The sequence below is a fragment of the Micromonospora sp. DT48 genome (assembly GCF_049844495.1).
Taxonomy (GTDB): Bacteria; Actinomycetota; Actinomycetes; order Mycobacteriales; family Micromonosporaceae; genus Micromonospora.
In genome coordinates this window covers 59,748-72,506 of sequence record NZ_JBNCLE010000018.1, presented here as the reverse complement: position 1 = coordinate 72,506, position 12,759 = coordinate 59,748, and the positions used below count along the sequence as shown (strand labels likewise).

Annotated in this window: 11 protein-coding genes; 7 read left to right on the top strand and 4 right to left on the bottom strand. The window is 71.5% G+C overall.

From position 1 onward, the window contains the following. Positions 1-306: 306 nt before the first annotated feature. Together ACLQ2S_RS21310 and ACLQ2S_RS21305 are read left to right on the top strand one after the other, a co-directional pair. Positions 307-489: a hypothetical protein gene (locus ACLQ2S_RS21310; RefSeq protein ID WP_425702444.1), complete on the top strand. Its 183-nt coding sequence runs from the start codon at positions 307-309 to the stop codon at positions 487-489. 215 nt (positions 490-704) lie between these two features. Continuing rightward, positions 705-1,037, top strand: a complete 333-nt coding sequence (locus tag ACLQ2S_RS21305; protein ID WP_425702442.1) for a DUF952 domain-containing protein — start codon at positions 705-707, stop codon at positions 1,035-1,037. Positions 1,038-1,097: 60 nt separating this feature from the next. On the opposite strand, the gene ACLQ2S_RS21300 is transcribed toward ACLQ2S_RS21305, so the two are convergent. The 4 genes from ACLQ2S_RS21300 to ACLQ2S_RS21285 all read right to left on the bottom strand — a co-directional run bounded on the left by ACLQ2S_RS21300 (position 1,098) and on the right by ACLQ2S_RS21285 (position 6,191). Then, positions 1,098-2,795 carry a CDP-glycerol glycerophosphotransferase family protein gene (locus tag ACLQ2S_RS21300; protein WP_425702440.1) on the bottom strand — a complete coding sequence of 566 codons (1,698 nt, stop codon included), beginning with the start codon at positions 2,793-2,795 and terminating at the stop codon, positions 1,098-1,100. 37 nt (positions 2,796-2,832) lie between these two features. After that, positions 2,833-4,338, bottom strand: coding sequence for a bifunctional cytidylyltransferase/SDR family oxidoreductase (locus ACLQ2S_RS21295; RefSeq protein ID WP_155221600.1), 1,506 nt, complete (start codon positions 4,336-4,338; stop codon positions 2,833-2,835). Between the two features lie 148 nt (positions 4,339-4,486). Next, positions 4,487-5,293 (bottom strand): ABC transporter ATP-binding protein, encoded by an 807-nt coding sequence (locus tag ACLQ2S_RS21290; protein ID WP_155221616.1) that lies wholly within the window; start codon positions 5,291-5,293, stop codon positions 4,487-4,489. A gap of 1 nt (position 5,294) precedes the next feature. Continuing rightward, entirely contained in the window at positions 5,295-6,191 is an 897-nt protein-coding gene (locus tag ACLQ2S_RS21285) for an ABC transporter permease (protein ID WP_155221599.1), read from the bottom strand. A 219-nt stretch (positions 6,192-6,410) separates the two neighbouring features. Between ACLQ2S_RS21285 and ACLQ2S_RS21280 the strand changes: the two genes are divergently transcribed. The 5 genes from ACLQ2S_RS21280 (at position 6,411) to ACLQ2S_RS21260 (ending at position 12,759) form a co-directional block, all read left to right on the top strand. After that, entirely contained in the window at positions 6,411-7,010 is a 600-nt protein-coding gene (locus ACLQ2S_RS21280; protein ID WP_309223791.1) for a TetR/AcrR family transcriptional regulator, read from the top strand. 226 nt (positions 7,011-7,236) lie between these two features. Beyond that, entirely contained in the window at positions 7,237-9,597 is a 2,361-nt protein-coding gene (locus ACLQ2S_RS21275; RefSeq protein ID WP_155221597.1) for a DUF6077 domain-containing protein, read from the top strand. Positions 9,598-9,789: 192 nt separating this feature from the next. Further along, positions 9,790-11,547, top strand: a complete 1,758-nt coding sequence (locus ACLQ2S_RS21270; protein ID WP_155221596.1) for a CDP-glycerol glycerophosphotransferase family protein — start codon at positions 9,790-9,792, stop codon at positions 11,545-11,547. A 135-nt stretch (positions 11,548-11,682) separates the two neighbouring features. Next, on the top strand, positions 11,683-11,994 hold the full coding sequence (locus ACLQ2S_RS21265) for a hypothetical protein (RefSeq protein ID WP_155221595.1): 312 nt from the start codon (positions 11,683-11,685) through the stop codon (positions 11,992-11,994). 108 nt (positions 11,995-12,102) lie between these two features. After that, a complete protein-coding gene (locus ACLQ2S_RS21260) occupies positions 12,103-12,759 on the top strand; it encodes a response regulator transcription factor (RefSeq protein ID WP_155221594.1) in 657 nt (218 codons plus the stop codon).

Sequence of the window (12,759 nt, the reverse complement as noted above, 5' to 3'; positions counted from 1 at the left end):
AGCGCCGGGCCGCCGGTCCGCCGGTCCCGCGTCCGGTCCGCCCGCCGCGCTGCCGGTCCCGCGTCCGGTCCGCCCGCCGCGCTGCCGGTCCCGCGTCCGGTCCGCCCGCCGCGCCCGCAAGCCCCAGATCATGGACAGTTGCCGTTCGTCACGAACGGCAACTGTCCATGATCTCGTTGGGGCGTGGGCGTGGGCGTGGGCGTGGGCGTGGGCGTGGGCGTGGGCGTGGGCGTGGGCGTGGGCGTGGGCGTTGGGTGGGACGATCACCTGTGACATCGACGGTCGGCACGCGTGCGAGGGGTGACCATGGGGGAGCGGGAACCGTACGCGGGGGTGGCGACGACCTTCGACACGGCCGCGGAGTTGTACGAGCGGGCCCGGCCCGGCTATCCGGAGCGGTTGTTCGCCGATCTGGCCGAGACGGCCGGACTGGTGACCGGGGCGGGAACTGGCCAACGTGGCGCGCCGCGTGCTTGCCGGTTGTGGTGAGGTACGCGTCGTGACTACCCGGCCGAGGAGTACCTGAGCCTGCTCTCCACGTACTCCAATCACATCGCCGCCGCGCCCTGGCAGCGGCGGACGCTGTTCGACGGGATCCGGGAGATGATCGCCGCCCGTCCGGGCGGGACCGTACGCAAGCACTACCTGAACACCCTCCAACTCGCCGTACGCCTCGACTGAGGGCCCTCTGGCAGCATGGCGAGATGCTGATCTACAAGATCCTGCTGCCCGATGAGTGGGCCGAGTTCCAGGCCGCCGGCCGGTTCGACGGCTCACCGTTCGACCGGGACAGTGGTTTCATCCACTGCTCGTCGCGAACCCAACTGGCCGCCACGGCGGCGCGGGTCTTCGGCGACCAGCCACATCTCGTCGTCGCCGCGCTCGACGCGTCCCTGCTCGCGGATGTGCTGCGGTGGGAGGACGCCCCGAACGGCGGTCCGTTCCCGCACGTCTATGCGGCGCTACCAGCCGCAGCAGTCGTCGGGGTGTATCCGGTTGCCGGTGTCACCCGGGTGGACGCCGAGGTGCCCCGTTGAGTACCCGCGCGGTCCGCCCATGATCCGACCACCGCACGCTGACGGTGCGACCCGACGACCTCAGGTGGTCCGGGACAGGGGTGCCTCGGCTGCGGCGCGTGGTGTCGGCGCGTTCCAGGCCGGATCCAGTTCGCGTCGGGCGGCGGCCAGGAACACCTCGGCGTACGACTCGGCGGGGAAGTCACCCAGGTAACGGCGGCGGGTGGCCCAGCGGGCCTCGGCGAGCGGATCGGTGTCGAGCAGCCGGGTCAGCACGTCGTCCAGGTTGGTCATGTCCCGGCGTAGCACGTAGCCGGCGGCGGCCAGCGGGAAGCGTTGCTCGAACCGGTCCCCGTCGGCGTCCATGTTCGTCACCGCGTACGGCTTGCCGGAGTAGAGCCAGTCGGAGACCACCCCGGAGACGTCGGAGACCAGCGCGTCCGCGCGGTTGACCGAGTCGGTGAGGGTGAGCCGGCTCGCCGCCGCGCCGTAGAGGTGCTCCCGGCCGGTGCGGGTCCGGTCGGCGGCGAGCAGGTCGTGCAGCCGGGCCAGTTGCCGGGCCGAGGCCGGGTTCTGCGCCGTGTAGGGGTGGGCGCGCAGGATGACCGTGGCTCCCCGGTCCAGCAGGCGCCGCAGCAGCGTCTCCGCCACGGGCAGCGAGCAGTAGTCGGCGTCGGCGTTGTGCCCGGTCCAGGTGGGGGTGTAGAGCACCGTCGGGTTCGCCAGCCCCGACTTCGGCCGGGTGTGCACCTCGATCGCCTCGACCTGGGGACGGCCGACCACCACGAACTTCTCGGCGGGGATGTGGATGCCGGCTCGGGCGTACCGCTCGATGGCCGCCTCACCGGCGACGAAGATCCGGTCGAAGATCGCCGAGACCGGGTTGGCGCTGGGCGCCTTGTCACTGTCGCCGTGATGCAACTGCACGTGGGTGAGCTGCGTGAACCTGATGCAGTGGCTGTTCTTCGCGCCGTGGTTGACGTAGAACGCCACCCGCAGGCTCGGCACCAGCACCTCGTCCATGCTCCGCGTGGTGGCGCAGTACACCACCGGGGCGGAGGTGGCCGCGGCGATGGGAGCCAGGAATCCCGGCTCCCGCACCATCACCACGAACGGCCGGCCGATCCGCTCCAGGTACGGCAGCCACATGGTGACCTGGTACTCGGAGCCGGGTGGGGCGGAGAAGTGCAGGACGAACTCGGGTCGGTGCCGACGCAGCGCCCGGCTCACCGCCGATCCGGTCGGGGAGGGCCGGAACCGTCGCCGGGCCAGCTCCAGCGCCGCCGCCCCGGCGGCCACGCCGACCAGCAGCGTCGCCGCCAGGGCCAGGGCCGCCGGCAGGCCCGCCAGGGCGGCCAGGGCCAGCAGGGCGAGCAGGGCGGCCACGGCGTCCCCGAGAACCGTCGTGATCTGCGGCACCCAGGCGCGTACCGGCAGGTTGGCGGTGCGGATCTCCAGGTCTCCGGCCTGGCGTAGCGGACCGGCGACCAGGACCAGGCCGAGCAGTACCGCAGCGGTCACGGTCAGGGTCGGGTTGAAGCCGGTGTCGAGCTGCCGGGCGTAGCCGACCAGTACCCCGGCCGCGATCAGCGTGGTCTCCGCGATGCTGTCGGCGCCGGGTCGCACCCGGCGCTCCCAGACGGTGGCGGCGAGGGCCGCCAAGGCCAGGCAGAGCCCCCAGGAGGTCGCGCCGGTGAGGGCGACCACCAGGAACGCCAGGACCGCACCTCCGGTGGCCAGGCCCCGTGCGATCAACTTCTGGACCAGCTCACCACGCATCTCGGTGTCGCTTTCGCGGTCGTGTGGGTTGGACAGGTCAGCCGACGGGAGCGGCGCTGGCAGACCTGTCGGTCTGGGTGGGTACGGCGACGGCGACCGGCGCCTCCCCCGGCGGCCGTCGGACGTCGATCACCTGACCGGTGAGATCCGAGATCAGGACGTCCAGCGACGACTGGGCGACGGTCTCGGCGGCGAGCAGCGTGTGCTCGGGCTCCGCGCCGAACGCCTTCGTCCGCATCGGCGTGGCGGTCCGTTCCGGGTTGATGACGTTGACGCGTACGCCGAACTCCGCCCACTCGTCCGCCAGCGCCTGGGTGAGGTTGACCAGGGCGGCCTTGGTGGCCGAGTAGAGCGCGTAGTCGGCGCGTCCGCGGGTGTACGAGCTGGAGGTGTACAGCAGCAGCTGGCCCTTGGTCTGCTGGAGGTAGGGCAGCGCCTGCCGGGCGACGGTCACCGGGCCGACGAAGTTGACCTGGAGCACTCGGTCGATGGTCTCCTGGTCCATCTCGGCCAGCGCGCCCTTCTCCAGGATCCCGGCGGTGACCACGACGTGGTCGATGCGGCCGGTGGCCTCGAAGGCGGTCCGCAACGCGGCCTCGACGTCCTCCGGACGTTCCACGTGGGTGCCGGTGGTGGAGCGGCTGAACGGGAAGACCTGGGCACCGTAGCTGCGGGCCAGTTCCGTCAGGTCGTGGCCGATGCCGTAGCTGCCGCCGAAGACGACGATCGTACGGCCGGAGACCTCCTCGCTGTAGGCGCGGTGGTCGGTCAGCCGGGGCACCTTCGCGGCGGCGAGCTGGAACAGCTTGTCGGCCAGGTGCACGTCGACCGGGTGGGTGACCTTGATGTTCTCGTCGGAACCGTCGATCACCTTGATCGGGGTCTCGGGGAGGTAGCGCAGCACCACACCGCAGTCGTCGGTGGCGGCGAAGTCGGGGTCACCCTCGGCCCGGCGGTACGCCTCGCGGATGGTGCCGGAGCGGAACGCCTGTGGGGTCTGCCCCCGGCGCAGCGTTGACCGTACGGGGATGTCGGTGATGCAGTCGTTCTCGTCGACCTTGATGATCGTGTCGGCGGACGGGATGGCCACGTCGACGGCGGAGTAGGTCCACAGGGCGTTCACGCACTCGCGGACGATGCGCCCGCTGAGCAGCGGGCGTACCGCGTCGTGGAAGAGGATGTTGCAGTCGCCCTCACCGACCGCGTCCAGGGCGATGCGGGTGGTGGCGTTGCGGGTGTCGCCGCCTTCGATCACCTTGGTGACCTTGCGGAAGCCGGCCTTGTCCACGATCTTCTGCGCCTCGGTGACATGCCCGGTCGCCATCAGCACGATGATCTCGTCGATCTCGGGCGCGGCCTCGAAGACGGCCAGCGTGTGCTCGATGATCGGCTTGCCGGCGATCTTGAGTAGCTGCTTGGGGATGCCCAGGCCCAACCGGGTGCCGGTGCCACCGGCCAGCACCACCGCCACCGTCCGTGAGGGTCGCCACGGCGCTCGCTCCTGCGGCGTGGTGCCCGGCTCGGTGGTCTGGTCCTGCGTCATTGCGGGTCCTCGCTCTCGGGGGTGCATGACTGTGCTGGATACGTGAACGGAAGGTTCCGCCGACACGGCGACGCAGTGAACCATAACGCGCGGGCCGCGCCGCCCCAACGGGACAACGCGGCCCACGACGCCGCACGTTCGCCCAACTCTACTTGCCGTTCGTAAATGCCTCGTAAGCCGCCAATACCTCGGGAGTCGGGCCGTCCATCCGGATTTCGCCGGACTCCAACCAGATGGTCCGCTCGCAGGTGTCGCGTACGGAGGAGAGCTGGTGGCTGACCAGGAACACGGTGCCCGCGCTCTCCCGCAACTCCCGTACCCGCCGTTCGCTGCGCTTGCGGAACGCCTTGTCCCCGGTGGCGAGAGCCTCGTCGATCAGCAGCACGTCGTGCTGCTTCGCCGCGGCGATGGAGAAGCGCAACCGGGCGGACATGCCGGAGGAGTAGGTACGCATCGGCAGCGACGCGAAGTCACCCCGCTGGTTGATGCCGGAGAACTCGATGATCTCCGGCAGCTTGCGCCGGACCTCGTCCGGTGACATGCCCATGGCCAGGCAGCCGAGGGTGACGTTGCGTTCCCCCGGCAGGTCGTTGAGCAGGGCGGCGTTCACCCCCAGCAGCGAGGGCTGCCCCTGGGTGTAGACCGCGCCCCGCTCCACCGGCAGCAGGCCGGCGATCGCCCGTAGCAGGGTCGACTTGCCGGAGCCGTTGGTGCCGATCAGCCCGATGGCCTCGCCCCGGTACGCGGTGAAGGTGACCCCCCGGACCGCGTGCACCACGCGTACGTTCGGCGCGGCGGTGCGGGTGACCATCCGCTTGAGGGCGGCCACCGGGCTGTTGTTGCCGGCGGCGCCCTTGTGCACCCGGTAGACGACGTGCGCGTCGTCTACCACCACGGTGGGGATCCGCTCCTGGATCCGGGGGAGGGTCACCGTCACATCATTGGACATTTCCATGTCAACCACGGCCGTACTCCTGTTCGCCGCGCCAGAAGTAGAGATAGCCGCCGAGTCCCGCGACGGCCGCCCAACCGAGCGCGACCAGCCAGGTCAGCGGCATCGAGTCGTTGAGCAGGTGGGGGTCTTCCAGCAGAGAGCTGCGGGCCAGCTCGATGTAGACCAGCATCGGGTTGTACTGCACCACGGCGGTCGCCCAGCCCGGTAGGTTCTCGGCGAACAGGTTGACGCTGTAGAGCACCCCGGAGCCGTACATCCAGGCGCGCAGCACGAACGGCATCACCTGCTTCAGGTCGGTGGCCTTCGCGCCGAGTCGGGCGACCATCATCGTCAACCCGGCGTTGAAGATCGTCTGAAGCAGTACCGCCGGCACCAGCAGCAGCCAGGTCAGGGTGATCGGCTCACCGGTGGCGACGACGATGGCCAGCAGCACCACGAGCGCGCCGAGCAGTTGCTGGAACTGGGTGGCGGTGATGGCCAGCGGCAGGCAGGCCCGGGGGAAGTGCAGCGCGCGGATCAGCCCGAGGTTGCCGCTGATCGCCTGGGTGCCCTGCTGCACGCTGACCTGTGTGAAGTTGAAGATGAACAGCCCGGTGGTCAGGTAGGCGATGAAGTTGTCCATGCCCCGGGTCTGTTCGAGCACCAGACCGAAGATCAGGTAGTAGACCGCCGCGTTGGTCAGCGGGGTGAGTACCTGCCACAGCTGCCCGAGCCGGGCGTTGCTGAACGACGCGGTCAGCTTGGCGTGGGCGTACGCGGAGATGAAGTGCCGGTAGCGCCACAGTTGGCCGCTGTAGCGGCTGATCGAGGGCCGCTCGCCGGCCACCCGCAGCCCGTGACGGGCAGCCAGCTGCGCTGGGGTGAGGCCGGAGTCGGGGTCGGCCAGCAAGTTGGCCATGGGGATGGGCGCTCCGATCTGTCGTGCCGGCGTTATGTGTCGCGACGAGAGAATCTAGCGTGGCCAGTGCGGGAGCGCCGCCCCCGGTCGCTGGCTGGACAGTAGTCCGGATTACGTCGGGACGCAACCGTATCGTCGTTGCGCTACGCTGTCCCCCGTGACAGTCGAGAAGAGTCCCAGGTGACAGCCGAGAAAAGGCGCACACCAGCCGGTGCGGCGGTGCTCCGTGGTGAGATCACCACGGCCATCCGTCGCGCGCTCACGCAGGAACTCGCCGCGGTCGGGTACGGCCGACTCTCCATCGAGGCGGTGGCCCGCCGAGCCGGGGTCAGCAAGACCGCGATCTACCGTCGGTGGAACTCGAAGCTCGACCTCGTGCTGGAGGTGGTGGCCGCCGCCGCCGGTGGTCGACTGCCCGCGCTGGACACCGGCAGCCTGCGGGGTGACCTGTCCCTGCTGTTCCAGGTGGTGACGCACGCGTTGGGACACCCGCTGGCCGCGCAGATCATTCCCGACCTGCTGGCCGAGGCGGCCCGCAACCCGAGCATCGACGAGACCCTCCAGCGGGTGCTGCGGGCCCGGCAGCAGGAGGTCGCCGGTGAGTTGATCACTCGGGCGGTACGCCGTGGTGAGCTTCCCGCCGACACCGACCCGGACGCGGCGGTCGACCTGATCGTCGGGCCGCTGTACTGGCGGATCGCCATCGCCCGGACCGCCGTCACCGACGGCTACCTGGAGCGGCTTGTCGAATCGGTGGCCCTGGGCCTCGGCGCCCAGGACGCGGTGCCCCGACAGCGGCCCGCACCCAGCCCCGGTTGAACGACAGCCACCCTGGGTAGGGCTGATCGGGACGGTCTCGGTCCGCCGCCGCCCCGCGCGTCGGCTCGACTCGGCGACCTCGGGACGACTACTACTCTCGGTGTGGATCGTGCCGCAGGGCGCCGCGCGTGAGCCCTGCGCGGGGCTCGCGGCTGCGCCGGGGCCGGTGCCGCCGTCGCGCAGTCCAGCCGCATCCGCCCGTACGACGACAAGGACGCCCGTGTCGATGACCGACCAGACCGTCGCCGTCGCCGCTGCCGAGCCGGCGACGGCCGACGAGGCCACCGCCCCCACCCCCGCCCGCCCCAGCCGGGCACGAGTGGTGGCGAATCGGTTCCGGACCGGCTTCGCCGCGATTCCCGCCGTGCTGACCGACGGCGCGGTACTCGCGTTCGCGCTCTGGACGCTGCTCTACCACGTCGCGTTGCCGTTGGACCTCGCGCCGTCGCTGACGCTGCGGGTCTGGCTGGTGTCCGGTCCGGCGCTGGCCCTGCTCGCGGTGGCCGTCCGGCTCGCCCTGTGGTGGCGTCGCCGTCGGCGCGCCGCCCGACCGGACGCCGTCAGCGCCTCCGCCCGACCGGACGCCGTCACCACCTCCGACGGCGGTCCGGCTGCCGCCGAGGCGGACCACCGAGTAGACAGCACGGCGGAGGCGGTCGCCACGACGCCGCAGGCCGTCCCGGCGGCGGGCTCCGACAACGACCGGGCGACCGATGCCGACGCGACCCCGGACACCGTGCAGCGCGACCCGGACGCACCGGAGGCGACCGCCGACACCGTCCCGAGGGCCCCCGCCGGCCGGATGCCGGTGGTCCAGCGCTGGTTGACGGCACTGGTCCTGCTGATCGGCACCGGCGCGGCGATCACCGCGGGGGTGGCGGGCACCCCGGCCGGTGCGGGTCTGTCCTGGTGGCTGCCGGCCTCCGCCGGTCTGGTGGCCGCCGTGGGCGCGGTGCTGCTCACCTGGCGGACGTGGCGGGCCACCCCGCCGAGCACCCCGGCGGCGCCGTCGCCCGGGGCGTGGCAGTCGGCGTACGCGCTGCTGATCGCCGGAGGGGCCGCGGTCGCCTCGCTCTATCTGGCCCGCAACACCCCCGATGACATCTACTACGTGGGCCGGTCGGTGTGGGTCGCGGAGCGGGACGTCGTGCCGCTGAACGACTTCCTGTTCAGCGAGAACGTGCTCCCACCGATGGCCTCGCAGCCCCCGGTCGCCAGCATCGAGGTGCTCGCCGGCGCGCTCGCCCGGTTCCTCTCCCTGCCGGCGGCCTCGGCCACCTGGTACGTGTTGCTGCCGATCATGGCGGTGCTCGCCGTGCTGGCGCTGTGGCGGTTGGTGCAGCGCTGGGCCCCCCGCCGTCCGGTGCTCGCCTTCACCGTGGCCGTGGCCTTCCTCGCCCTGGTCTGTGGGCCGGACGCCGCCCTGGGCACCTTCCACCTGCCCCGGCTCTACCAGGGCAAGGGAATGTTCGTCTCCGCGGTCGTCCCGCTGATGTGGCTGTACCTGACCCGCTGGTTCGACGACCGCTCCCGGCGCGCCCTGGTGCTGATCGTCGCGCTGTCGATCACCGCGATCGGGCTGACCACTACCGCCGCGATCATCCTGCCGATGCTCGTCGGCGGGGCGGCCCTGATGATGCTGCTGGTGGGGCGCTGGAAGGCCGCGCTGGTGGCGGGTGTCGCGGCCCTCGCGTACCCGGTCGGGGCGGTCGCCGTCGCCCAACTGTTCGTCGGGTCCGCCAGCGAGGCCGCGGCGGACGTCAACGTCTGGACCGCCCAGCAGACCTTCCGGCGTACGTTCGAGATCGGCATCGTCGGTGTGATCGGCGGCCTGGCGCTGTGGTGCGGTCCGTTGCTGGCCCGCCGCCGCACCCCGGCGCTGCTCGCGGCCGGCGGCGGCCTCACGCTCAGCGTGCTGTTGCTCCCCGGGGTCCTGGAGTGGCTCGGTGCGGTCACCGGTATCTCGGTGGTGCTGTGGCGGGTGCCGTGGCTGCTCGCGCTGCCCGCGCTGATCGGGCTGCTGTGCACCGTCTGGTTGCCGACCCGGCTGCGCTCTGTGCGGGCACTGGTCGGCGTGCTGCTGGCCGGGGCGATGGTGACCTCGTTCGCCGTGTACGCCACCCCGATGTGGTCCGAACGCAGCTGGGTGCAGGTGCACACCCAACCCGCCTGGAAGATCCCGGAGCAGCGGCTCGGCATCGCGCAGTGGATCACCACCCTGGACCGTCCGGACGGCCTGCTGCTCGCCCCGGAGACCACCATGCGCGCGATGCCGATGGTGACCACCCGGGTGCGGGTGGTCCTGCCACGCGACTTCTACCTGGTGGAGTACGACCTGGAATCGCAGTTCGCCCAGGACCGGCTGCTGCTGACCCGGTTCGCCAACAGCGGCGCGGCCGAGGGACGGCCGACCCGTGAGCAGGTGGCCGGCGCGCTGGAGCGGCTGGACGTGGGAACGATCTGTGTCTACAGCGGAAACCGCTTCGCCCGCCGGACGGCCCAGCGGTTGGGCTACACCGAGTTCGCCGAGCGCCCGCCGCCCGTACCCGATCAGCCCGGTGCCGTCACCTGCCTGCGCCGCGCCTGACGGGGGACCCGGCCGGTGGGCGGTTTCCACCCGGTCGGGCTGGTCGTCCCGTATCGGCCGCCGGTGGTTTGGGGGGAAGATGCCGGATACCCGAGCGTTGTCCCGCTGGCGATTCGCGTTAAGGTCGCAGCTACGCTGGCGGCCGTCGAGGCGTATCCAGCCGGTCATCGATCTCTTTAGGGAGCGTTCTCGTTGTTCGGCACGTTGACTGCACGCGTCGGGGTCGCCGCGCGCGGCGCCCTGCTGGTGGCGTCCTACCTCATCCTGTTGGCCGCAGCCGGGTTCGGCTGGGTCGCCCTGTTCGCAGTCGCCGGTCTGACGGCGGTCCTGGGCGAGTTCGCGGTCGAGCGGTGGTCGCCGGCCACCATGACCCTGCTCCAGAAGGTCGGCATCAACCGGGCCTACCGCCAACTGGCTCGGGACCTGTCGGTCGTGCTGCTGCTGGCCGCCGAGGTGCCGCTGGCCGGCAGCGAGCTGACGCTGCTGCTCCTGCTGCCCGCCGCCGTGTGGGTGATCGCGGTCTTCGCCGGCGCGTTCAACCGGATGATCGACCGGCGTAACCCGCTGTCGGCCCTGGTGCGCAACATCGACCTGGGGCCGATGTCCTCGGCGCCCCGTCCGCCGCAGTGGGCCAGCCGGGTCGCCGGCGACCGGTTGCCCTGGGTCAACGCCCTGCTGATCCCGGGCGCTGTCGTCGCGGCCGTGGCCGGCGAGCTGGCGCCGGTCTACCTGACCGGTGCGGTCGCCGTCGGGCTCGCCGCGCTGGTCGGCGGCGTGGTCGCGGTGACCTGGCTGCGTGGCCGGGGCATGGGGCAGAGCCCCCTGCTGCCCGCCGTGCAACGCTGGCTGGATCGCGACCGCCCGGAGGTGGCGCTGTACTTCGCCGGTCCGGCCAAGGACGTCTACCAGGCCAACATGTGGCTGGCGCCGATCGAGGCGCTCGGCCGGCCCGCGGTGGTGCTGATGCGCAGCAAGGAGGCGTTCAGCGAACTGGCCGACACCCGGCTGCCGGTGGTCTGCGTACCGGCCGCGCCGGACTTCATGAACCTCGACAAGAGCAGCATCCGGGCGACCCTGTACGCGGCGAACGTCGGTCCGAACATCCACATGCTGCGCGAGCCCGGCATGAAGCACGTCTTCGTCGGTCACGGCGACAGCGACAAGGCGGCCAGCGTCAACCCGTACAGCAAGGTCTACGACGAGGTGTGGGTCGCCGGGCTGGCCGGTCGGGAGCGGTACGCCCGAGCCGGGGTGGGGGTGCTCGACTCCGACATCGTGGAGATCGGCCGTCCGCAGCTGGCCGGCGTGCACACCTTCGGCTCGGAGTCGGTCGAGCGCCCCTTCACGGTGCTCTACGCCCCCACCTGGGAGGGCTGGCTCGACGACGACCCGTACCACACCTCGCTGGTGTTGATGGGTGAGCGGATCGTGGCCGGGGTGCTGGCGGTCCGGCCGACGGTGCGCCTGGTCTACAAGCCGCACCCGCTGACCGGCACCCGGTCCAAGCAGGCCAAGGCGGTGCACGATCGGATCGTGGCGATGATCCGTTCCGCCGGTGGCGACGTCGACGCGAGCAACCTGGACGGGCCGGCGCACCGGGTCGTCACCGGGCGGGTGCCCGCGCTGTTCGACTGCTTCAACCAGACCGACCTGCTGATCAGCGACGTGTCCAGCGTGGTGTCCGACTTCGTGCAGAGCCAGCGGCCGTACGTGGTGGCCAACCCCGCCGGGCTGCCCGAGGACGAGTTCCGGCGCTCCTACCCGACCTCGCGGGCGGCGTACCTGTTGGCCGCCGACTGCGGGGAGCTGGAGAAGATCGTGGCGCTGACCCGGGCGGGCGACGACCCGATGACCGAGGCCCGCCGGGAGTTGAAGACCTACCTGCTCGGCCCGGCCGACGCCAACCCGATGGACCGGTTCGCCGAGGAGGTCGGCCGGCTCTGCCGCTGACGCCGCCGTGACGCGCGCCCGGGACGACCTGTCGTCCCGGGCGCGTGCCGTCGCACCGGTTTTGCCCCGTACCGGCCCGGTCCGCCGCCCGGGCGGGCATGCTCGGAAATGCAGGCCGCCGGCGAGGGGATGGGCATGGAGAGCTATCACGAGGACTGGACCGACAGCCAGCGCGCGCTCTACGACGAGTGCTATCGCGCCGGTGCCGAATGGGCCGCCGACCCTGACACACCGTCCGAGGACGTGCAGCACGTGATCAACCTGGCGGAGGCCGACGACGACACCCTCGCCGACGCCGAGATCGACTTCGAGCCGTTGATCGACGCGGTCACCGAGGCCACCGGCGAAGTCGTCGCCACCGTGCCGGCCAGCCACGACGACCCTGGATTCAAGGGATTCGTCGACGGGGTACGCGACGGCACCTCGGAGGAGACCTTCGGGCTCTGAGAACCCGAGTCGACCCGGGGCCCCCGGGCCTGTCCACCCGGCCGCTCGTCTGCCACCATCGGGGCAACGCACTGGTGCGGGTTTGCAGACCGAACGGGGGAGGCCGGGTTGCGCATCCTGCTGGTCGAGGACGACCGACGGGTGGCTGCCGCCCTGTCGTCGGCTCTGACCCGACGCGGTTACCAGGTGGAACACGCGGCCACCGTCGCCGCCGCGCTCTCCGCCGCCCCCTGTGACCTGGTGCTGCTCGACCTCACCCTGCCCGACGGGGACGGCACCGACCTGTGCCGACAGCTGCGGCGGCGCAGCAGCCAACTCGGCATCATCGCGGTGACCGCCCGTGGCGAGGAACGTGACCGGGTGCTCGGCCTGCGACTCGGCGCGGACGACTACGTGGTCAAGCCCTTCTCGATGGTGGAACTCCAGGCCCGCATCGAGGCGGTGCTGCGCCGAGCCTCGCAGGCCGCGCCGGAGCGCAACCTGATCGAAGTCGGCCCGGTGTACATCGACGTGGCGGCCCGTACCGTCACCGTGGCCGGTCGGTCCGTGTCGCTGACCCGCAAGGAGTTCGACGTCCTGCTCTCCCTGGCCCGGCAACCCGGCGTCGCGGTGCCCCGCGACCGGATCCTGCTCGACGCCTGGGGCACCACCTTCACCGATCGCCACACCGTCGAGGTGCACGTCGGTTCGCTGCGCGGCAAGCTCGGTGACCCGCGCCTGGTGGAGACCGTCCGAGGCGTCGGCTACCGGCTCCGGGGCGAGTGA